The organism is Luteibacter aegosomatis, from assembly GCF_023078455.1.
GTDB classification, from domain to species: Bacteria; Pseudomonadota; Gammaproteobacteria; order Xanthomonadales; family Rhodanobacteraceae; genus Luteibacter; species Luteibacter aegosomatis.
In genome coordinates this window covers 45378-66522 of sequence record NZ_CP095740.1, presented here as the reverse complement: position 1 = coordinate 66522, position 21145 = coordinate 45378, and the positions used below count along the sequence as shown (strand labels likewise).

Sequence of the window (21145 nt, the reverse complement as noted above, 5' to 3'; positions counted from 1 at the left end):
GAATATCAGATTCCAGGGGCCGCTTGGTGTAGTTTTCATGAAACCACCACACGCGGACGGCATCACGATGGAGCGACACGATGCGGTGATCCTGGCGGCCGGCCAAAGTCGCCGGCTCGGACGGATCAAGCAGAACCTCACGATCGGCGGAGAGACCCTCCTCGTCCGCACCCGACGGCTGGTGGCATCGACGCGGCCGAAAAAGCTCATCGTGGTGCTGGGAGCGTTCGCCGACACGCTGGCGTCGCAACTGTCGACCGGCGACGTGGCGGTCAACACCCGCTGGGCCAGCGGCATGGCGTCGTCGCTGCGACTGGCGGCGGACGCGCTCGAAGGCCGCGGGCTGCCGGTGCTGGTCACGGTCGTGGATCAACCGGCGCTTTCGCAGGCGCACCTGGAAGCGTTGCTTGCCGCTTACGACGGCGAATGCGACGTGGTCAGCACGTACGGCCCGATTCGTGGCGTGCCCGTCGTGCTTCGGCCCGCGACGATGCGGCGCGCTTCGTCGCTCGAAGGCGACAGGGGATTCCGCGAGCTGTGGCGCACGGAAAGCGTCCGCTCCGTTCGTGACGACGGATTGGCCTTGGACCTGGATACCGACGACGACGTGCAGGCGGCCATCCGCGGAAACCTGCTCGATCCGGCGTCCTCCCTTCGTTAGGCCGGATCACGCCGTCTTCGGCGGCAATAATTTTCCCTGCGCGATGCGCACCACCGTGCCGACGACGATCAGCGCCATCGCGATGTTGGTCAGCGCGAAGATCATCGGTGCGATCACCGCGATGGCTCCCGTCACGCCGCGCGACACCATCTGGATGGCACCCGCCGAGATCGCGGTCAATCCGAAGCTGAAGGCCCAATAGCTCGGCGCGAACGGCTGCTTCGTGATCCATGGCAACAGGCGGATCAGCACGAGCAGTTGGAAGAGGCCGTAACCCCACATCGCCTGGACGAACGGGCCAGGCATGCCCGGGTCGATCGCCAGCCAGGCGGTGACGGCCACCACGGGCGGCGCCAGCTGGATGCCCAGCGTGGGTCGCAGCGGCACCGGCAACGGCACGGCGTGGAACATGCGATTGACGATCACCGACTCCAGCGCCAGCCAGGCGAAGCCGCCCGCGCCGAGGAACAGGATGCCGTAGGACGGATGGCCGAGCGCACCCGCGACGATCGCGACGATGAAGTTACCGGCCACCGACGGCAGGTAGATGACCGGCGTGACGGTGGTCATCTCGCGGTCGCCCTGCAGCATGCCGCCCAGGCGCCATACGCTGAAGAGCACGTGGGCGATGCCACCGATCCACAGGAACGCCATTGCCCCTACGTGCGAATAGGGCGCCAGCACGACACCCATGAGCGCGGTGCTCGCCGGGGCCAGGCCGATGAAGCAGCACTGCACCGGATGCATGGCTTCCGCCACGGCTTCGCGTCGATCCGTTACCCACTTCAGCAGGTACGCGGCGATGAGCAGCGCCCATACGATGAACCCTGCCGCCATGATGGCTTCGCCGATGATCGGCGGCATGTTCCATAGATGCGACGCCCAGCGCCAATCGGCGCCCAGGCCCACCATACCGAGCACCATGCCGAAGAACGACGCGGGTACGGATCGGATCGCCATGCTGTGTCTCCCTGGTCAACGCATGTGCTGGTCGAGGAATTCGGCGGCGAAGTCCAGCGCCTGCCGCGCCGCCTCCAGCTGCACCACGTTCTGCTGGAAGACGTGGTGCATGCCGGTGTATTCCTGTAGCACAACCTCGCGCCCCTTTTCTCGTGCTTTCCGTGCATATAGCAGGGAATCGTCGTACAGGATCTCCTCCGAGCCGACCTGGATCAGCAACGGCGGAAGCGTGTCGGGCACGTTCATCCACGGCGATCCATACGCTTCGCGCGACGATGCGCCGCCGAGGTAACCCCTGGCCGCGTCCCTGAGGGCGCCTTCGCCGAGCAGGAAGTCGCGGGTGGCCCGCTCGCGCAGGCTCGCGCCGCTGAAGGTCATGTCCGTCCATGGCGAGAACACCACCGCCGCCGTGGCTTTCGAGGTCTGGGCGAGCGTGGCCAGGGTGAGCCCGCCGCCCGCCGACTCGCCCACGATGGCGATCTTGCGGTGGGTCTGCGCCAGTCGTTCGACGGCGGCGACCGCGAGGTGGATGGCCGTCGGCGAAGGCGCTTCCGGGGCGAGCGGATACTCGAGGATATAGGCCACGCGACGTGCCCGCGCAGCGATCTGGCTGACGAGGCCGCGATACGCCGCGGCGCTGCCCATCACATAGGCGCCGCCGTGCAGGTAAAGAAGCACCTCGCCTTCCACCGCGTCCGTCGGCCGGCAGACCCAACCCGGGACGAGCGGGTCGTTGGAGGTTTCCACCGTCACGCCGGCCACCGGGGGCGTGAGGGCGATGTACGCGTCGTATCCGACGCGCAACGAGGCCTGGAAGACCGGCATGGACCAGAAGCCGATCAGCTCCCGGCGAAGCGCCGGCATGGTGGCACGGTCGGCATCCGACAGCGGCACCACGTCGATGGACGAGGACAGGGTCATGGCAGGTTATCCGTTCGGAAAGACGCGGTTGGCGATGTGCTCGGCGAGCATCATCGTGGTGATGTTGGTCGGGGCGCTGATGATGCCGGGCATGATCGAGGCATCGACCACCATGAGTCCCGGCACGCCGTGCACGCGGCCTTCGCTGTCCACCACGCCGTCGTCACCCATGGGAACCGTGGAAGTGGGGTGCGCATAGACGTCGAGGTTGCCCAGCACCGTCGCCTCGAGGGCGGCGTCGTCGTCCCCGATCGAGGGGCGGGCGTCATCTCCTGCGCGACGGTGGCGGAGAACGCCTTCGAACGGCCGATGGCGCGGGCGATGCGCACGCCTTCCAGCATGCGGCGGCGGTCGCGCGCCGTACCCAGCAGGTTGTAGTGGATCACCGGGGCGCTGCGGGGATGGCTGTCCGCGAGGCGCACGTATCCGGTGGACTCCGGCTGCGTCACCGACACCGCGAGCACCAGGGCGCCGCCGGTGGGCGACTGGGCGGGGTCGAACAGGTGCGTGCCCGACACGTGCAGGTCGAGGTCGCCATCTTCCGCTTCCGACGACGCGGTCCAGAGGATCGCGCCCGCCGCCGGGAACACGTTGTTCGCGTCCGGCTTCAACGCATAGATGTTGTAGTAGAACGGATGGTCCTGCAGGCGCTCGCCCACCGGCAGATCCTTCAGCACGTCGATGCCCACCTCCCGCAGGTGCGTCGCCGGGCCGATGCCCGAGCGCATCAGGATGCAGGGACTGCCGTACGCGCCGGCCGACAGCACCACCGTGGCCGCGCGATACGTCCTGCCGTCCGCGTCGACCACGCCCACGGCGCGACCGTCCTCGATCAGCACCTTGTCGATTTCCACGCCGCCTTCGATGTCGAGATTCGGACGCGCGCGCACCCCGTCGTCGAGGAACGCCATGGCGGTATTGATGCGGCGACCGGACACGACGTTGAGCGGATACGGCGAGATGCCGTCCTGGTCCTCGCCGTTGAAGTCGTCGACATAACGGAAGCCGCATTCCATGGCGCCATCGACGAAGGCGTTCATCGACGGCGTCAGTTCATCCTTGCGCCGATGGCGGATCGGCAGCGGACCGGTGCGTCCACGATAGCGGTCGTCGCCGTCGGGCGTGTTCTCGATGGACTTGAACGCACCGAGCACGTCGTCGAACGTCCAGCCCTTCGCGCCACGTTTCGTCCACTTGGCGAAATCCGCCGGCCGGCCACGGATGGCGACGGCGGCATTCACGCCCGAGCATCCGCCGAGGGCCTTGGCCCGGAGCGCGGCGATCATCTTGCCGCCCTCGCCCTCGCGCGTCATGCCCCGATACCCCCAGTCGTGGTCGGCGTCGCCGCCGGCGTGGTCGGCGTTGGAGATCACGGCGGGGAAGAAGTTCGACCGGTAGGCGTTGCCGGCTTCCAGCAGGAGCACGCGGCGGCGCGGGTCGGCGCTCAGCCGGTTGGCGAGGATCGCGCCGGCCGAGCCGCCGCCCACGACGATGACGTCCCAGGCCGCACTCACTTGGCATACCCCGCGGCGATCTGGCCGGCCAGGGTGGCGAACGGCATGTCGAGCGCGGCGTAGACCTCCAGCGCCTTCGGATCGGCGTTGTCGCCCATCGCCTCGACCATCAGCGTGGCGTAGTCGGAAACGTCCACGCCCTTGTGCACGAGGCGGAAGAGGTTCGCTTCGCGCTTGGCCGCGCTGAAGGTGCCGCAGGCGTCGAGCGCCACGACCGGCTGGAATCCCTCCTCCAGAGAGGAAATGGCGGGCAACGAGGCGCACACCTCGAAACTGACGCCGGCGAAGATCAGGTGATCGCGGCCCTGGGCCTTCAGCGAACGGGCCTTCTCGGCGAAGGGCGCGAAGTCCCACGCGTTGACGGTGGAGCGATCCAGGATCTCATCGTTGCCGAGAGCCTCCTTGAGCTCCGGGATGGTGTCGCCCCACATGCTGTCGCGAGCCGTCGTGATGGCGATCACGGGGATGCCGAGCGCCTTGGCCGCCTTCGCCAGGCCCACGACGTTGTGCTTGAGTTCGCCGACGCTGATGTCGCGAACCCCGCTGTAGAGCATGACCTGGTGGTCGACGAGGAAGACGGCGGCGTTGTCGCGGGTAAGGCGGGTACGGGTCGTGGCGGTCATGGTCGTGGTCTCCGGTTGGGGTGGCCACAGGATTCCGCCAAACGGCGCGGCGAGGGAGATAGCTGGCTGGGATGCAGCGTCCAGACACCTGGACGATCGCCGGACGCGCCGGAAACGCCGCGTCACAGGAGCCGCTAAGGTTCGGCTGGCATCGTAGGCGCCATACCTGGGTGGTCCAGGCATGAGCAGCGTTTCATGACACGCACGTTACCCCTCGCGCAGGCCTCCTCGGTGTCGTCCGGGCGCGTTCCCAACCACGGGTCGCTCCAGCAGTGGCGCCGCCGTGCCGTACGCTGGCTGGTAAAACGACTCGTTCCCCCCGCACGCAACGACGTGACGGCGGGCGCGCTTCCGCGCATCGGCATCCAGCGCGTGCTGGTGTGCCGGCCGAACCATCGGCTGGGCAATACCGTGCTGATGACGCCGCTGATGGCGGAGCTGGAACGCGTCTATCCCGGCGCGGAAATCGACGTGCTCGGCGCAGGCTCGGCCACGCTCGACATCTACGGCGGGTACGCCATGCTGGGCGATACGTTCCTCCTCCATCGCAGGGCGGTTCGCCATCCGCTGGCCACGATCGGAACCGTCCTCGCGTTGCGAAAGAAGCGCTACGACCTGGTCATCGACGCCGCGTCGGGGTCGTCGTCGGGCAGGATCCTCGCCTCGATGAGCATGGCCCGGTTCCGTCTTCGCGTCGATGCCGCGGGCGACGCCGTGCCGGTGCACCTGGCCGCGCGGCCCGTTCACGCGCTGCGATGGGCGCTGGGCGCGGACGCGACGCTTCCGTTGCCGCCCATGGACCTGCGCCTGTCGGAAGACGAGCTCAGGACCGGACGCGCCACGCTGCGGCGCGTGATGTCCTCTTCGCATCCGGAAACGGCGCCGGTGCTGGCCATCTTTCCCAACGCCACGGGTGCGAAGCGCTACGACGAGGGCTGGTGGACGACCTTCCTGGCGGAAGTGACCTCCCTCGCGGGGCCCTTGCGCATCGTCGAACTGGTGGCCGCCGACGGCCAGTCGCGCGTGGGTAGCCGCTATCCCACGTATTTCACCAGCGACGTGCGCAAGCTTGCCGCCTTCATCGACGCGGCGGGGATGTACGTCAGCGCCGACTGCGGCGTGATGCACCTCGCCGGCGCCACGAGCGCCATGACGATCGGACTTTTCGGCACCACCGACGCGCGCCGCTACGCGCCCTATGGCGGCATGAACCTCGCCATACAGACCGCCGACGGCGATGCCATCGTCGCGGCCCGGCAAGCCGCCGAAAGGATCCTGCGCGTCATCGGCGTTCCGGCCTGAGGGCGGGCCCTGTCGCTCAGCGGCTTCCATGCGGTCGTCGATATGTGTTTTCGGCCGCGATCCGTGCAAGTTCCGAAGCTATTTTCCGGCGTCGAAAGTTCTTGCTAAGGCCGTCATAAGAATAGGGAAAGGCTGACGTAAGCCTGCGCTCCTAGGCTTGGCTCCTGCCAGCCGTGACGGCCTGGCCCCGTTCACGAGGCATCCTTCATTGGTTTCGGCATCTTCCGGCGCTCTTCGCCAGCGCTTCCAACCCCTGGCATGGTTCGGCGCGCTGTTCGTCGCCGTCGCCTTCCTCGTTCGGCTGATCCTCCTGGTCAAGACGGGCAAGGGCGTACCGCACGACGTCATCGATTGGCTTTACGTGTTCGGCGTGGGCCTGGGTTACGACCTGGTCACCCTGCTCTACGTCGGCTGGCCCATGCTGCTGGTGCTGTGGCTCGTTCCACGCCGGGCTTACGTATCCACCTGGGGGCGACGCATCTTTACCGCCTTCGCCTTCATCCTCGCCTTCGGCGTGCTGTACCTGGGCGCGGCCGAGCTGGTGTTCTGGGGCGAATTCGGCGCGCGCTTCAACTTCATCGCGGTGGACTACCTGGTCTATACCCACGAAGTGGTGGGCAATATCCGCGAGTCGTATCCGATCGTGACGTGGACGCTACTGCTGGTGCTCGCGACGGTCGCCGTGGTCTGGGCGAGTCGCCGCCGCATCGCGCCCCGCGACGAGGGTTCGCGCTTCCTGGCGCGCACCGGCGTCGTGGCCGCATGGCTCGTGCTGACCGTGGGCGTCAGCTTCGCGTTCGATGCCTCGATGAAGGACCAGTCGCGAAACAACTACGTCAACGAGCTCGCGGGCAACGGGATCTACCAGTTCTTCGCCGCGTTTCGGGACAACCAGCTCGACTACGCCAAGTACTACCCGTCGCTTCCCGACAAGGAGGCGTTCGGTCGCCTTCGCTCCCTGCTGAAGACGCCGGACGCCACGTTCACCAGCGACGATCCCATGGACATCACGCGCCGCATCGCGAACGCGGGTCCGGAAAAGAAGCTCAACGTCGTCCTGATCAGCGTCGAAAGCCTGTCGGGCGATTACGTGGAGGGGCTGGACGTATCCAAGCATCGGCACCTCATGCCGAACCTGGATGCGCTGGCGTCGAAGAGCCTGTTCTTCACGCAGCTCTACGCCAACGGCACGCGCACGGTGCGCGGCCTGGAGGCGCTGTCGCTCTCGGTACCGCCGACGCCGGGCGAATCCATCGTCAAGCGTCCGGACAACGAGCACCTCTGGTCGCTGGCCGACGTGTTCAACGCGAAGGGCTACGCGTCCGAATTCGTCTACGGTGGCTACGGCTACTTCGACAACATGAATCACTTCTTCTCGAGCAACGGCTACGATGCCATCGACCGGAACGTGATCGACGCGAAGGATATCCACGCGGAAAACGTCTGGGGCGTGGCCGACGAAGACCTGTTCTCCCTCGTCATCAAGCGCATGGACGACGCCTACGCGAAGGGCAAGCCGTACTTCGGCCACGTGATGACCACGTCGAACCACCGGCCGTTCACGTTCCCCGAAGGGCGCGTACCTCTTCCGCAGGGCACGCGACCGGCCGCCGTGCAGTACACCGACTGGGCGATCGCCGATTTCCTCAAGCGCGCCGCGAGCAAGCCGTGGTTCGACGACACCGTGTTCGTCATCACGGCCGATCACTGCGCCACGAGCGCGGGCAAGACCAGCCTGCCGCTCAATCGCTACCACATCCCGCTGTACATCTATTCGCCGAAGCATGTCGCGCCGGGACGCGTCGACCGGCTGATGAGCCAGATCGACATTCCGCCGACGCTGCTGGGCATGCTGGGTTTCAGCTATACCTCGCGGTTCTACGGCTACGATCTCTTCAAGCTGGAGCCCGGGCGTGAACGGGCCTTCGTCAGCACCTACCAGGAACTGGGCTACCTGCGCGGCGACCGGTTGGACTCGCTCGTGCCGCGGCAGCCGGTGAAGGAACTGATTCCGGACAGGGTGACCGGCGATGCCGAGCCTGCGGAACATCCGAACAAGGAAAACGGCGACGACGCCGTGGCCTATTACCAGACGGCAGCCTATCTCTTTACGCATGGATTGATGCGACACACGCCATAGCGGCGTCGCACCGGCCTCGCTCTCTCAGAACAGCTCGACCTGCCGGCTGGCGAGGCCTCCGAAGCTGTCGCCCAGCGGCGCCAGGATCGCATCCGCGATCGGCGCCAGCTGATGGTCGACATAGTGCTCGTGGTCGATCGTCGAATGCCTGGCCTCGAGCGGCTCCGGTCCGTTGACGGTCATGACGTAGGCGATCCACCCACCGTTCTGATAGCGCAGCGGCCGTCCCTGCCGCGCGTGATGTCGGTCGGCGAGCCGCGCGGCGCGCACCTGCGGCGGCGTGATGCTCTCGTACGAACTCAGCTTGCCGCGCAGCCGCTTGCGGTAGACCAGCAGGTCGTCCATCCGCCCCGCGTGCAAGGCCTTCAGGTAGCCGCGGATGAAGTCCACGTACGGCTCGCCGCGGAATATCCGCCCGAACAGCTCCCGCTGGAAACGCTGGGCGAGCGGTGTCCAGTCGCTTCGCACCGTTTCGAGGCCACGGAACACCAGTTCGTCGCTCCCGTCGTCGGCCACCGTCAGGCCGGCATAGCGTTTCTTGCTGCCCAGCTCGCTGCCGCGGATCGTCGGCATGAAGAACCGCCGGTAGTGCGTGTCGAATTCGATCTCGAGGAAGCTCTGGATGCGCAACGACGACGCGAGATGGTCCTTCCACCATCGGTTGATCCGTTCGACCAGCCGGCCGGCCACCGCCATGGCCTCGTCTTCGGCATGCGCACGCCCCAACCATATGAAGATCGAATCGGTGTCGCCATAGATGGCTTCGTAGCCCGCTTCCTCCACGAGCTTGCGCGTGTCGCGCATGATCTCGTGGCCGCGAAGGGTTACGGCGGCGGCCACCTTCGGATCGAAGAAGCGCGCGCCGGAAGCGCCGAGCACGCCCACGAAGGCGTTCATCAACAGCTTGAACGCCTGCGATAGCGGTTCGTTACCGGCCTTCTTGGCCTTGTCCCGACTCGTCCACAGGGTTTCGATGATGCCCGGCAGGCAATGCCTGGTACGCGAGAAGCGCGTGCCGTTGGGGCCTTGCACGGCGTCCTCGTCGTCGCGTCCTTCCGCCAACCCCACCGGGTCGACCAGGAACGTGCGGATGATCGACGGGTACAGGCTCTTGTAGTCCAGCACGAGCACGGAGTCGTAGAGTCCAGGGCGCGAATCCATCACGAAGCCGCCCGGATAGGATGGACCCGAACCGTCGCCGACGTTCGGCGCCACGTATCCCGCGCGATGCATGCGCGGCAGGTAGTGGTGGCTGAAGGCGGCGATCGATCCACCGAAGTGATCGGCCTGCAACCCGGTGGCGTTCGCCCGCTCCAGCGCGAAGTCCAGCAACGTCGCCTTGTCGAAGATCCGCGTGACCAGTTCGCAGTCCTTGAGGTTGTAGGCGGCCAGTGCGGGCTTGTCTTCACGGAAACGTCGTTCGATCTCGGCCATGCGATGCCATGGGTCGTCCAAGGCCTTGCCTTCGCCCAACAGCGACTGCGCGACGGTTTCGAGGCTGAAGGACGGAAACGACCACATCGCCGCCCGCATCGCCTCGATGCCGTCGATGGCGAGCCGTCCGGGAATGGAGGCGAATACGAAGCCTTCGCGGCGCCGGTGATCGCGCCATTCGATCGGCCTTCCCGCCCGTCCCAGCGCGAGTACCAGTCCGCAGCGGTCCGCGCAGGCCTGGAGCATCTTCAGGTCGAACTGCACCAGGTTCCAACCGATGATCGCGTCGGGATCGTGTTCGCGAAACCACGCGTTCAACGCCATGATCATCTGCGGACGATCCGCGCAGTAGGTCAGGTCCAAGCCGTCGGGCGACGCGGTGCCGGCCGGCGCCTCGCCCAGCATGTAGACCTGCCGTTGGCCGCAACCTTCCAGGGCGACGGAATACAGTTCGCCGCGCTCGCTGGTCTCGATATCGAGCGATACGATGCGCAGCGACGGCCGCCACGCGTCGGCGGCCCGGATCCGCCGCCGTCCGTCCGGCAGGGTCTCGAGGGTGACCGACGCCGTGATGAAGCGCTCCATCAGGTACCGATCGGCGGGACGTATGTCGGCCTCGTGAACCGCCACGCCTTTTTCCTCGAGACGCTTCACCAGGCGAAGCATGGTCCGGTAGCCCTTCGTGTACAGGCCGAGCACGGGCTGCCCGTCGAAGGTCTTCATCGGCAAGGGCTTCAGCGTCACCGAGCGATCGCCGCCGATCGCCGCTTCGATGTCCCCGCGACGCGACGCGTGCACGAAGGCCACCGACGGATGCGCCGGAACCGACACCAGCGTTGGGCCACGCGCGGTGGTCACCCAGAATTCGACTTCGGCGCCTTCATGGGTATCGCGCCAGTGGCGCGTAAGGATGAAGCCGGGTTCGGAAGCGGTCGCGGCGTTCGTCGGGGGCGTCATGGGCCGCCGATGATACTCCACGCGGGCTTACGATCCTCCCGTGACCGTCGACGGCCGGAGCGGCCAGCGATGACGATGCACGTTCGATCTGCTATAAGTCATGAAGCAGTATTTGTAGGACAAATACCGGGCTTTCCGATGGGGGATCGGCACATGGTGAAACTGGCGGCCGTACGAAACCTGCATCACCAGGTCATCCAGGAGCTCGGCCGCTTGATCGTCAGCGGCGAGCTGGCCATCGGACAGAACCTCCCTCGCGAGGAGATCTTGGCCGAACGGATGAGGGTCAGCCGCACCGCGTTGCGCGAAGCCATGAAGGTATTGTCCGCGAAGGGCCTGATCGAATCGCGCCAGAAGACCGGCACGCGGGTGCGCGAGGAGATGTACTGGAACCAGCTCGATGCCGACGTACTCGCCTGGCGCTGCGAATCCATGCCCACCGATGCCTTCGTCGAGAAGCTGGTGGAAATGCGCGAACTCATCGAGCCGGCTGCGGCGGCCGCGGCGGCGAGGCGCCGCACCGACGAACAACTCGGGGTGATCGAGTCGGCTTACGAGGCCATGGCGGCCGCCGAGACCCTTGACGCCTGGGCGGTGGCCGACCTGGCTTTCCACGAAGCCGTGCTGCGCGCGACCAACAACGAACTGATGTCGTCCCTGTTCTCGGTGATCGAGAGCGCCCTGGGTACGTACTTCGTGCTATCCGCGCGGAATTCGGCGAACTTCAAGAACGCGCTGCCGCAGCACTACAAGGTGTACGAGTCTATCCGTCGCCGTCACCCCGAAGTGGCCAGGCAGGCCATGAACCGCATGGTGTCGGACTCGCGCAGCAACCTGAAGAAACAGCGTAGCCGATAGCTCCGCAGGATTCGCCGGCGCGGCCGGCTCCCACCCCGTCGGTCGCAAGGTTTCGACAACCTAACTACGGAAGGGGTGGGAGCCGATCGTATCGGCGAACGGGCTTGCCCTAAGCGTGATTACTCGCTGATCCGGTACATCACCGTGGCATGCGGTGCCAGGTTCACCTTGATCGAACCGTCGCCCTTCGCATCCGTGTGCGCCCACAGGTCGCGCATGGTGTAGCTACCCGCTTTCAGCCCGAGGTCGGCGACCGTCACGTTGACGTCCTTCGCCGCATCGTTCTCGTTGAACACGGCCACGGCGTGCGAGCCGTCCTTCATCGGCTTGACGATGACGTGGATGCCGCCGGCATCGCTCACCTGCTTGCCCTGCACGCCGAGCGGATCCTGGTTGACGGCGATCACGTCCTTGTTGAGCAGGATCTTCAACGCATCGGGCTTGATCTTGCGCAGGTCCGTGCCGATCAGCAGCGGCGAGTTCATGATCGACCACAGGCTGAAGTGGCTCTGGTATTCGACATCGGTCATGCCGCCGTTACCCACTTCGAGCATGTCGGGGTCGTTCCAATGCCCCATGCTCGCGTACTGGTCGAGCACCACGTTCTGCTTGAAGATCTTCAGCATCGACGCGTAGGTGTCGGTGATGTCGCCGGTGGTACGCCACGAACCGGCTTCCACCGGGGCCTTGCCGGCCCACAGCCAGGGCTTGTTCTCGCCCCATTCGCACATGCTGAAGAAGATTTCCCGTCCGCTTTCGCGCAAGGCGTCGGCCATGGCGGCGTAGCGCTTCTTCGCGTCGATCTTCTGGTTGTTGCAGTTATCGTACTTGAGGTAATCCACGTCCCACGAAGCGAACGACTTCGCGTCGTCCTTCTCGTGGCCCAGGCCACCCGGAAAACCACGGTTCTCCTTCAGCGGCTCGCAGGTGGAGGTACCGGCGCTCGAGTACAAGCCGAACTTCAGGCCCTTGGAGTGGATGTAGGCCGCCAGCGCCTTGATACCGCTGGGAAAGCGCTTCGGGTTGGGCTGCAGGTGCCCGTCCTTGTCGCGCTGCCAGTTCGCCCAGCAGTCGTCGATGTTGACGTACTGGTAGCCCGCATCCTTCAAGCCGAGGCTGACGAACTTGTCGGCGATGCCACGGATCATGTCCTCGTTGAATTCATCGCGGCAATGCGTGGAGTTCCAGTTGTTGAAGCCCATCTGCGGGAGCGCCGGCGTGGATTGCGCGGCGTTCGCAGGGGCGGCGGCGACGCCGAGCATGCCCACGAGCATGCCGAGCGCCGCGCCTCGCAGAAGCGTTGTCGTGGAAACGTTCATCGATACTCCGTGGATCAGAAGGTGCCGCGCACGCCGATGGTGTACTGCGTGCCGTCCGCTTCGGCATAGAGGAAGCGGTTGCGGTACACCGAGTAGTCGTACAGATGCTCGTGGGTGAGGTTGGTGCCGGAGACGAACACCGACAGGTTCTTGTTGATCGCGTAGCTCGCGCTGAGGTCGAGCTGGCCGTAGGACGTGCGCGTGGCAGGCTGCGCGCCGGCGCCGTACGAGATGCTCTCCAGGTACGAACCGCGCCAGTTGTAGGCCAGGCGCACCTGCACGGGGCCCTTCTCGTAGTACGCGCTGAGGTTGCCCGAATTACCGATACCGGGTACCGCGAACGCGCCCTGGGTGGAGATCAGGCCCGGGCTGAGCGAGGTGCTGCTCGACACGTGCGTGTAGTTGAAGGCCATGCCCAGGCCGTCGAACGGATCGGGCAGCACGTTCTTGAACTGGTAGTTGAAGGTCACTTCCTCGCCGTAGATCTTCGACGAGTTGAGGTTGACCGGCTGGGTGAGCGTCCAGGTCAGCGGGTTGCCGCTGGCCGAGTCGTTCAGGAACGTGGTGGGCGTGCTAACCAGCGTGGTGAAGTTGCCGACCTTCTTGTGGAAGCCTTCGACCGCGAGGTAGCTCGCATCGTTGATGTACCACTCCAGGCCCATGTCGAAGTTGGTCGACGTGTAGGGCTGCAGCGCCGGGTTGCCGCGCGAGATCGTCAGCGAGTTCGGGCGCGTGCCGAAGCTGGTGTTGTAGTACAGGTTGCTCAGCTGCGGCGGCGTCAGCGTCTTGGAGTACGCGAAGCGGTAGATCAGGTTGTCGAGCAGGTTCCACTTGAAGTTCAGCGACGGCAACCACTTGTGGTAACCGCCGTCGGCCGACTGCGGCTGCAGCCCGCCGTAGGCGACCTGGCCGTTGCTGGTGTCGTTCGGGTCGATGCGATAACTGATCGGCGGCTGGTTGATGGCCGTGGAGGTGGAGGTCACGTTCACGTAGCGCATGCCCAGGTCCAGGCCCCAGGGGATGTTCCACAGCGTGCCTTCGAGTTCGGCCTTGGCGAAGAAGGACTTCTGCTTCTCGGCCACCTTGTTGTAGCTACCCGGGTTGATGGCCGCGTCGAGCGTGCCGCCGTTGGCCGCGAGGCCGGCGAGCAGGGCTTCGCGCTTGTCGGCCGGCAGCTGGTTGTAGGCCGCCGGCGAGGCCAGCCACGCCAGGTAGGCACGCGGGTCGTAGGCGACCCACTGGTCCGGCAGGCCCGCCGAGGTGACGCCCTTGACGCGATCCGGCGGCGTGTAGAGGTACGCACCCACCGCGTTCGGATCCACGGGAACATTGTAGCCGCAGTACGCGTTGCACAGGATGCCGTTCGGCGTGCCGTAGCTCACCGACGTCACCGACTGACGGGTGTACTCGCCACCGAAGACCAACCGCGACAGCATGCCGTCGGTGAAGCTCCTGTCCAGCTTGATCTGGTACTGGTCGACCTTGTTGGTGACGTTGTTGCCCGAACCCGCGTTGCAGCAATGCGCGTCCAGGTTGGTCAGGTCGGTCGTGGACAGGATGTTGGAGTAGGCCGGCGGGCGGTTGTCGCCGCCGTTGGTCCAGGTCGGGTTGACGCCGAAGTTCTTCGCGCCCATCACGAGGAAGTAGCCGTCGGGGCTGACCTTGTTCCACGCCTTGGAGCTGGAGACGTCCAGGCTCAGCTTGGTGTTGGGGTCGACGTCGAAGCCCAGGTTCAGGCCGTTCTGGTAGCTCTTCTCGTAACTCGGGCTCGACGACAGGATGTAGTCGTTCGCCATCGTCGAGTTGCTCTGGGCCTTGCGGGTGAAGCTGGTGACCGTGTTGTTCTCGTCGGTGGTGAGCGACTGGATGTCGTTGGTGTTGCCGTATTCGCCGAACGCGCGCTGGAGGTTGTCGACCTTGTAGCTCGAGTAGAGCGTATCGAGCTGCACGGTCAGGCGGTCGATCGGCTTCCAGTCGATCGCGCCGCTCACGCCCTTGCGGGTACGCGTCTCGTCGATGAAGTTGCTCTGCAGCGTCTCGGGAACCGCGACGTGCTGGTAGCTGGGATCGGCCAGGCCGGCGGACTGCGAGATGTTCTGATCGGCGTACCAGGAGTTCGCCTGGGTGTTGATCTGCGTGTCCTTGCGCTTGTAGTACGTAGCCGAAACCATGTAGCCGAACGTGTGGTCGTTGTTGGTCCAACCGAACACGCCCGAGGCCTTGGGCGTGGTCTTGCCCTTCCAGTCGCCGTCGATGTTGCTGTTGACGCCGGCAGCGCTCCAGGCGCCATGGATGCCGGTGAAGTCGAGCGGGCGCGCCGTCTGGATGTTGACCACGCCGCCGATGTCCACTTCGGGAATGTCGGCCGACGACGTCTTGTTGACCTGCGCCACGCTGATGATTTCGGAGGGCAGCACGTCGAAGTTGAACGCACGCGAGCCGGAGGCCGTGGCCATCTGCCGGTTGTTGACCGTGACGGCGACGAATTCCGGACCGAAGCCGCGCACGGCGATCTGGCTCGACTCGCCGCCGCTACGGTTCACCGATACGCCCGGAACGCGCTGCAGGGCGTCGGCGACGTTGGGGTCGGGGAACTTGCCCGTTTCCTCGGCCGAGATCGAGTCGACCACGTTGACCGCGTCGCGCTTGATTTCCTGCGCGCGCTGCAACGCCGCCAACTGACCGGTCACGGTCATGGCGCCGAGGTCGGTGACCTTCTTGTCCTCGGTTTTCTTGGTCGCATCGTCCTGCGGAGCCGGCGTGGCGGGTGCGGCGCTCGTGGAACTTGCGGCGGGGGCCGCCTGTGCGTGTGCCTGCACGGCGTAGCCGGCCATCCCGACGACACCCGTCGCAACCAGCGCCGCGCGAACCGCGAACGCCATCTTCGTGAGCTGCATGACTTTCCTCCCCTCTATGTGAAATAGCTTTTTCGGACGTGCAAAGCGTCGTGTCCATCGGCGCGGTCATCCCTCGTGACGGCCTCACCGCGGCTTACGGCCATCGGCCCTACCCTTCCCCAAGGCGACCGGGCCAGCGTTCCATTTGTAGTATTTTAAGATTAATACGCAAACGCGGACCTGCAAGCCGCGGCGCAGCAAGAACGTGGCGAGCCCTTCCTTACAGGCACTTGCCGGCTCTACGTGCCGAAAAAGCGGGGTTCGCCACGAGGCGGCGGCGGGGCGGCGGGGTCATATGTAGGCCGTCATGCTGCGCTGCAATCAGCCGCCTCGACGGAAAGGCGCCTTCGAGCGGTTCGGGGAACCGCCTTCGCCGTCGATTCCCACGCCGCCTGCGCGCCGACGTGGGCGGATTCCCGCGGGCCGCATGGCTGCATCCACAGGGCATTTCGTGCGACATTCCGGTGGCCGATGACGTGGCCGAGCGCGCCACCACGCCAGGAATGACTATGTCGTTGATCGATCACATCGAGTTCGCCGTGACGGATGCCGAAGCATCACGCCGCTTCTATGAGCAGGCCCTCGCCCCGTTGGGCGTGACGTTGATCATCACCCGCGAGAACAACGGTCGCACTCGCCACGGCTTCGGGCGCGACGGCTATCCGAGCCTGTGGATCCACGACAACGGCAAGCCCGGAGATGGGCACGTGGCGTTTTCCGCGGACAGCCGCGATGCGGTGAACCGGTTCTACCAGGCGGCACTCGAGGCGGGCGCCCGCGACAACGGCCCACCGGGCATCCGCTCGCACTACCAGGACAACTACTACGCCGCCTTCGTGCTGGATCCGGATGGATTCAACATCGAGGCCCTGTACCTGGGCGCGTAAGAACCTGCGCCATGAGTACCCCTTCCAAACCCATCGTGGTCGAAACCACCGGCACCGGCACCCACCAGGTATCGGTGGCGGCGCAGGGTCCCACGTTCTATGTCGATGAGCCGGTCGAGTTGGGCGGCCTTGCCTCCGGACCCACGCCTTACGAACTTCTCGGCGCCGCGCTCGGCGCGTGCACCGCGATGACGATGCAGATGTATGCGCGCCGGAAAGGCCTGCCGCTGGACAGGGTGCAGGTTGCCGTATCGCACAGCCGCGACGCGCGGACCGGCCGCGATCGCTTCGATCGATCCATCTACATCGAGGGTGCGCTGGATGAGGCGCAGACAGCGCGCCTGATGGAAATCGCGGATCGATGTCCCGTGCACAAGACGATGTCCGCCGGTGCGGACATCACGTCGAGGCAGGTGGATGGCCCTTCCCACGAAGGGAACGTTCTTCCACGCGACTCGTCGCATGCGTTGGCCATGGCCGCCGCTTGCGATCGATTCGATCTGACGGGCTGATTGCGCCGGGCGTCACAGGGGCCCTGCCCCGGTGGGCGGCGCGGCTGTTCCGGTCGTTGTCGAGCCCGCTCACCACGGAACCGTCATACCGTCCCTATCGAGATACTCGAGGCCAGGCCGGCTGCGCTTTTTCAGTATCACGTCGAGGATGAGCGGAATGCTCTCTTCGACGGTATAGGGTGCGTCGTCGCCGCCGAGGTCGGTGCGGATCCATCCGGGCGCAAGCAGGAGTAGCGCCCGTCGCGAACCGGCGTGGCGAGCGGCATAGCTACGCATGAACTGGTTCAGCGCGGCCTTCGATCCGCGATAGAGCTCGCGCCCCCCTCGCTCGTTGTTGGCGATGCTTCCCTGCCCCGACGACATGACACCGATGAGGCCGTCGTCGGCCACCAGTGTTTCAAGGCGTTCGATGACGCGCATCGGACTCAACGCATTGGTGACCATGACGTGGATGAACTCGTCGGTCGTAATCTCGGCGATGGTATCGCCGGGATGTTCGTTCGTGGTGCCGGCATTGACGAAAAGGATGTCGAAGCGCTCGTTCGCCCGGCGATTGCGTAGCGCGTCGACGTCTTCGGCCACCGTCATGTCCATTCGCTCGATCACCAGTCGCCCGTCGTTCGTGTCGACCAGATCATGCAACGGCGTGTGGCCGCCTCCGCGGACCGTACCCGTCACGTTCCACCCTTTCGCCAGGAACGCTTCCGCGAGCGCACAGCCTAATCCTCGCGATGCGCCGACGATGAGGATGGAAGGCTTTTCACGTCCGAATGGGACCATGGTGTCCTCGGGTTTCACTTCAGTGGACAAGGTAATTTCCTCAGGCTCGCCGTGCGTTTCGACAGCACAGTATATATTCCTGTCGACTGCTGCTGTCCCGGCCTACGGTGTATCGCTACGACTCACCGAAAATGGTTCGCCATCTTCCATGAAGCCATGGACCACCACCCGATTTCGCCCGCGCGACTTCGCCGCGTAGAGGGCCTCATCCGCGCGTCGCAGCAGGACGTCCAGCGACGGCCAGGTGTGTCCATCGGCAAACGCCACGCCCATGCTCAGCGTGATGGCCGCATGGTCTTGGTCCGCCTGCCCATCGGCGAATGCTGCACGGATACCATTCAGGAAATGAATGGCCGACACCCTGTCGATGCCACCGATGGCGACAAGGAACTCCTCCCCACCGATACGCCCGACCGCACCGCGCCCCAGTGTCGCGGACGCATCCGCCAACGCACGACCGACGCGAATCAGGCATTCGTCTCCCGCCTGGTGGCCGAATCGATCGTTGTAGAGCTTGAAGAAATCCACATCGATCATGGCGACACAGAGACCGTCGTCGTGGCGGGTCATCCGGTACTCCCGCTCCATCCACTGGAAGATGCCACGCCGGTTGCGAATCCGGGTCAGTGGGTCATGGGTGGCGGCGTGCTGCAAGCTGCGGCGAAGCCGGCGAAGCTGGTCTTCCACGGAGAGTTGATACCAGGCGACGATCGTGGCCCGTCCTACGAACAACACCAGGGTGATGACGATCGACCACAGTCCCAGGACCGGTTTGAACCTGGCCAGCATGACGGCGGCCGCGCAAGTCATCAGGCACAGCGCCATCGGTCTTGCACTCACGGAGAGCCGCCGAAGGGTCGTCGTGGGACGAATGTTCCGAAGCCATTGCGGTCTTCGTCGCGCGAGCAGGACGCCCAGGCAGGCCAAGGGCAACAGCAGGAGCAGCTCGGGCAGGTAAGACTCGGTCACGAACAGCAGGCGGTTATGCGCTGCCGCCGCGACCGCGTCAGTCAGTGTGATGACGAAGAGAACCGCATAGAACCGGCGTTCATCGACGCGGCGCGTCCCAAGCAGGCGTATGCCCGCGAAGCAGGCGACGAATCCGTCGAGGATATCGAACAGGATGATGAGTGTTGCCGGTTCCCGGGCCAGTTCGGGCTGCCGGGTTACCCCATAGAACAAGGCCGCCGCCAGGCCTCCAATCAGCCAGTCGATCGCCGTCGTCCACCGCAAAAGCGGCGTGGCGGGATCGTAGGCTGCCGCGGCAATCAGGCCCAGGCTGGAGATGCAGAACCAAAGGGTAGGATCCGCCATGATCAGCGTCCCTTCGGCGTTCTCCAGGCTATCGAACAGCAAAAGGGCCATCGCCGAGCCCCTTGCGAGCAAGCTGAAGAGCAGGAGCGACCACAGCGGCTTGTTATGGGGGACCGCAAGGCGGATGCGCCGGGCGCAGAGCAGTACCGTCAGGGCGATCGCCGCAAGTACGATGGCGTAACTCCACGACAACCGCCGCAACGACGGCGACAGGGCCACGGCGGTCTGCGCGGCGATCAAGCCAACGTAGAGGGCGGGGGTCCAGCGCTGGATACGCATCGGGTCTCACGGCGGCTCTTGGCTCTTGGCCACTCTATCACCGGAGATGGACCGACGTGGCCCGACCGCGACGGCCCCCGTGCGGACGAGCCTTCGCGTGCGGAATCAGTTCGCGCGCCGCATGTGCACCATCTTGCCGCCCCATCTGGAGTGCACCCTCACAGGGGTTTCGACGGGCCAACACTACTGACAGTTCCTGGCACGCCGGGGTGTTATCCATGGATTTCAGCCATCACATACATGCCGGAGGACAATCCCATGGTCTCACTGTCACAAACCGCCATCGAGGCGTTCCTGTCCGAAGAGGACGACGCTCCCGTCGTCATGCTGAATCTCATCCGATTCAAGGCGGACGGAGGACGGGAGCGATACCTGGAATACCTCGGCATGGCCAAACCCATCCTGGCCCGGTTCGGCGCGGGCATCGTGTTCGGTGGTGACGGGCTGTCGGTGCTTACCGAAGGGCAGACGCAGGGCTGGGATGCCGTGGTGCTGGTCCGGTATCCGCGCCGGACGGCCTTCAAGGAGATGGTCGCCGATCCGGAATACCAGGTGGCTTTCAAGGTGGGCGTGTCCGCGATCGCCGATATCGTGCTGCAGCCGTTGAAGTCGATTGACGGCATCGTCTGACGCGTATGGCATGGCGACCCGCCGCGGTTGCCTGATGGCCCCCGGAAGCTCGGGCGGAGCCCCGCTCCGCCTATGCGTTCCTCAAAAGATGCGCCCGGCCATCTACGAAACCGTCATCGACAGGCGCCTAAAGAACGCCTTCGCTGGCTATCGGCGCCACCTCATCGGGATCGAACGGCCATACGTTGAGCGGCATGGAGACCCGGAAATGCCTCGCGGCTTCGGCCTGGGTAAGAGGCTCTAGGCGCTCGATGGCGCGCTGCACGATTTGTCCGCGCGTTCCCGCACGACCGAGGGTTGCCGCAAAACGAACGGCAGCGTGGCCGCCGATTCGGTTCGATAGGAAATCCTCGGGTTCGAATGCGGAGAACGGGGCGTAGAACACCTGCATGACTTCCATCGACCAGGCGCCGAAGACGGAAGCGCCCGGAATATAACAGCCGGGATTGCTCGCGGTCGAAATCACATGCTTCAGATCAACCCAGCCGCCCTTCGCCGTGTACACATACCGGGTCTTTTCGTTCATGCCTCGCCCCGAGAGCGTCTTCCACCAGTCGGCGGTGCTGGCATTCGCGATCGCATCGTCGACGATCGTAGCGATCTGGCTCGGTTCGGCGTATTCCTCCAGGTTTTCCCTGTCGTGCCATGCCGGCTTACCGGAAGGGGTCGTGATCTCCGGCGCCCCATACCGTTCAATACGCGGGGCATCCTTCAGCACCAGCCGCAGGCGGAACTCGTTGTTGCCGCCCTCTTCAACCTCATAGGCATACTCGCCCAGGGGACGTCCGTGCAGGTGCTTCATGTAGCTGACGGTGAAGATATGTCGTCCCGGCGAGAGATACAGGTCGACCTTTTCCCGCCGATCAAGGGCCACGACGGGCACGCGGTCAATCAGGAGTACCGTGTGGACAAAGGCGCCCACCGAACCCTTGTCGCGAACGACCGTCACCGGTACGCGGCGTTCGGTATCTGCGTGGCTCATGCTGTCGGTCAGAAGCCGCGCGGCCGGCACCGACACGGCATCGGCGGGCCTGACCGCTCGCGACGAAGATGCACATCCTGCCGGCCCAAGCGCCACCGCAACAGCCAGCACCGCGTGCACGCGGGAAGATTTACTGATCATGATCGTGCTCCCTGAAGAAATCATCGAGTTGGTC

The 21145-nt window shown here is 65.2% G+C and carries 16 protein-coding genes and 1 pseudogene; 7 read left to right on the top strand and 10 right to left on the bottom strand.

Annotated features, from left to right (window positions below; all coding sequences use genetic code 11):
- Positions 1-37 precede the first annotated feature (37 nt).
- On the top strand, positions 38-661 hold the full coding sequence (locus L2Y94_RS00275; protein ID WP_247372133.1) for a nucleotidyltransferase family protein: 624 nt from the start codon (positions 38-40) through the stop codon (positions 659-661).
- A 6-nt stretch (positions 662-667) separates the two neighbouring features.
- On the opposite strand, the gene tehA is transcribed toward L2Y94_RS00275, so the two are convergent.
- The 4 genes and pseudogenes from tehA to L2Y94_RS00255 all read right to left on the bottom strand — a co-directional run bounded on the left by tehA (position 668) and on the right by L2Y94_RS00255 (position 4679).
- Complete coding sequence (gene tehA, locus L2Y94_RS00270; protein WP_247372131.1) at positions 668-1621, bottom strand: dicarboxylate transporter/tellurite-resistance protein TehA; 954 nt, start codon at positions 1619-1621, stop codon at positions 668-670.
- Between the two features lie 15 nt (positions 1622-1636).
- A complete protein-coding gene (locus tag L2Y94_RS00265) occupies positions 1637-2542 on the bottom strand; it encodes an alpha/beta hydrolase fold domain-containing protein (RefSeq protein WP_247372129.1) in 906 nt (301 codons plus the stop codon).
- 6 nt (positions 2543-2548) lie between these two features.
- A pseudogene (locus L2Y94_RS00260) lies at positions 2549-4029 on the bottom strand (GMC family oxidoreductase).
- Between the two features lie 23 nt (positions 4030-4052).
- Positions 4053-4679, bottom strand: coding sequence for an isochorismatase family protein (locus L2Y94_RS00255; protein ID WP_247372125.1), 627 nt, complete (start codon positions 4677-4679; stop codon positions 4053-4055).
- 195 nt (positions 4680-4874) lie between these two features.
- Here L2Y94_RS00255 and L2Y94_RS00250 point away from each other — a divergent pair, with 195 nt between their 5' ends.
- Both L2Y94_RS00250 and L2Y94_RS00245 read left to right on the top strand, forming a co-directional pair.
- Positions 4875-5981, top strand: coding sequence for a glycosyltransferase family 9 protein (locus L2Y94_RS00250; protein WP_247372124.1), 1107 nt, complete (start codon positions 4875-4877; stop codon positions 5979-5981).
- A 208-nt stretch (positions 5982-6189) separates the two neighbouring features.
- On the top strand, positions 6190-8121 hold the full coding sequence (locus L2Y94_RS00245; protein ID WP_247372122.1) for an LTA synthase family protein: 1932 nt from the start codon (positions 6190-6192) through the stop codon (positions 8119-8121).
- 24 nt (positions 8122-8145) lie between these two features.
- On the opposite strand, the gene L2Y94_RS00240 is transcribed toward L2Y94_RS00245, so the two are convergent.
- Positions 8146-10512 carry a DNA polymerase II gene (locus L2Y94_RS00240; RefSeq protein WP_247372120.1) on the bottom strand — a complete coding sequence of 789 codons (2367 nt, stop codon included), beginning with the start codon at positions 10510-10512 and terminating at the stop codon, positions 8146-8148.
- Positions 10513-10665: 153 nt separating this feature from the next.
- On the opposite strand from L2Y94_RS00240, the gene L2Y94_RS00235 reads away from it, so the two are divergent.
- Positions 10666-11370 carry a FadR/GntR family transcriptional regulator gene (locus L2Y94_RS00235; RefSeq protein WP_247372118.1) on the top strand — a complete coding sequence of 235 codons (705 nt, stop codon included), beginning with the start codon at positions 10666-10668 and terminating at the stop codon, positions 11368-11370.
- A gap of 119 nt (positions 11371-11489) precedes the next feature.
- Here L2Y94_RS00235 and L2Y94_RS00230 read toward each other — a convergent pair whose 3' ends face one another.
- Together L2Y94_RS00230 and L2Y94_RS00225 are read right to left on the bottom strand one after the other, a co-directional pair.
- Entirely contained in the window at positions 11490-12689 is a 1200-nt protein-coding gene (locus L2Y94_RS00230) for a glycoside hydrolase family 27 protein (protein WP_247372117.1), read from the bottom strand.
- Positions 12690-12703: 14 nt separating this feature from the next.
- The gene (locus tag L2Y94_RS00225) at positions 12704-15586 is read right to left on the bottom strand and encodes a TonB-dependent receptor (protein WP_247372116.1); all 2883 of its coding nucleotides are present in this window, start codon (positions 15584-15586) and stop codon (positions 12704-12706) included.
- A gap of 509 nt (positions 15587-16095) precedes the next feature.
- On the opposite strand from L2Y94_RS00225, the gene L2Y94_RS00220 reads away from it, so the two are divergent.
- Positions 16096-16473 carry a VOC family protein gene (locus L2Y94_RS00220; RefSeq protein ID WP_247372115.1) on the top strand — a complete coding sequence of 126 codons (378 nt, stop codon included), beginning with the start codon at positions 16096-16098 and terminating at the stop codon, positions 16471-16473.
- An 11-nt stretch (positions 16474-16484) separates the two neighbouring features.
- Entirely contained in the window at positions 16485-16985 is a 501-nt protein-coding gene (locus L2Y94_RS00215) for an OsmC family protein (RefSeq protein WP_247372113.1), read from the top strand.
- A gap of 69 nt (positions 16986-17054) precedes the next feature.
- Here L2Y94_RS00215 and L2Y94_RS00210 read toward each other — a convergent pair whose 3' ends face one another.
- Both L2Y94_RS00210 and L2Y94_RS00205 read right to left on the bottom strand, forming a co-directional pair.
- Positions 17055-17765, bottom strand: a complete 711-nt coding sequence (locus L2Y94_RS00210; RefSeq protein ID WP_247372111.1) for an SDR family NAD(P)-dependent oxidoreductase — start codon at positions 17763-17765, stop codon at positions 17055-17057.
- Between the two features lie 102 nt (positions 17766-17867).
- Positions 17868-19358 (bottom strand): GGDEF domain-containing protein, encoded by a 1491-nt coding sequence (locus tag L2Y94_RS00205; protein ID WP_247372109.1) that lies wholly within the window; start codon positions 19356-19358, stop codon positions 17868-17870.
- 258 nt (positions 19359-19616) lie between these two features.
- On the opposite strand from L2Y94_RS00205, the gene L2Y94_RS00200 reads away from it, so the two are divergent.
- Positions 19617-19988 carry a DUF1330 domain-containing protein gene (locus L2Y94_RS00200; RefSeq protein WP_247372107.1) on the top strand — a complete coding sequence of 124 codons (372 nt, stop codon included), beginning with the start codon at positions 19617-19619 and terminating at the stop codon, positions 19986-19988.
- Positions 19989-20115: 127 nt separating this feature from the next.
- On the opposite strand, the gene L2Y94_RS00195 is transcribed toward L2Y94_RS00200, so the two are convergent.
- The gene (locus L2Y94_RS00195) at positions 20116-21111 is read right to left on the bottom strand and encodes a hypothetical protein (protein ID WP_247372105.1); all 996 of its coding nucleotides are present in this window, start codon (positions 21109-21111) and stop codon (positions 20116-20118) included.
- Between the last annotated feature and the right edge of the window lie 34 nt (positions 21112-21145).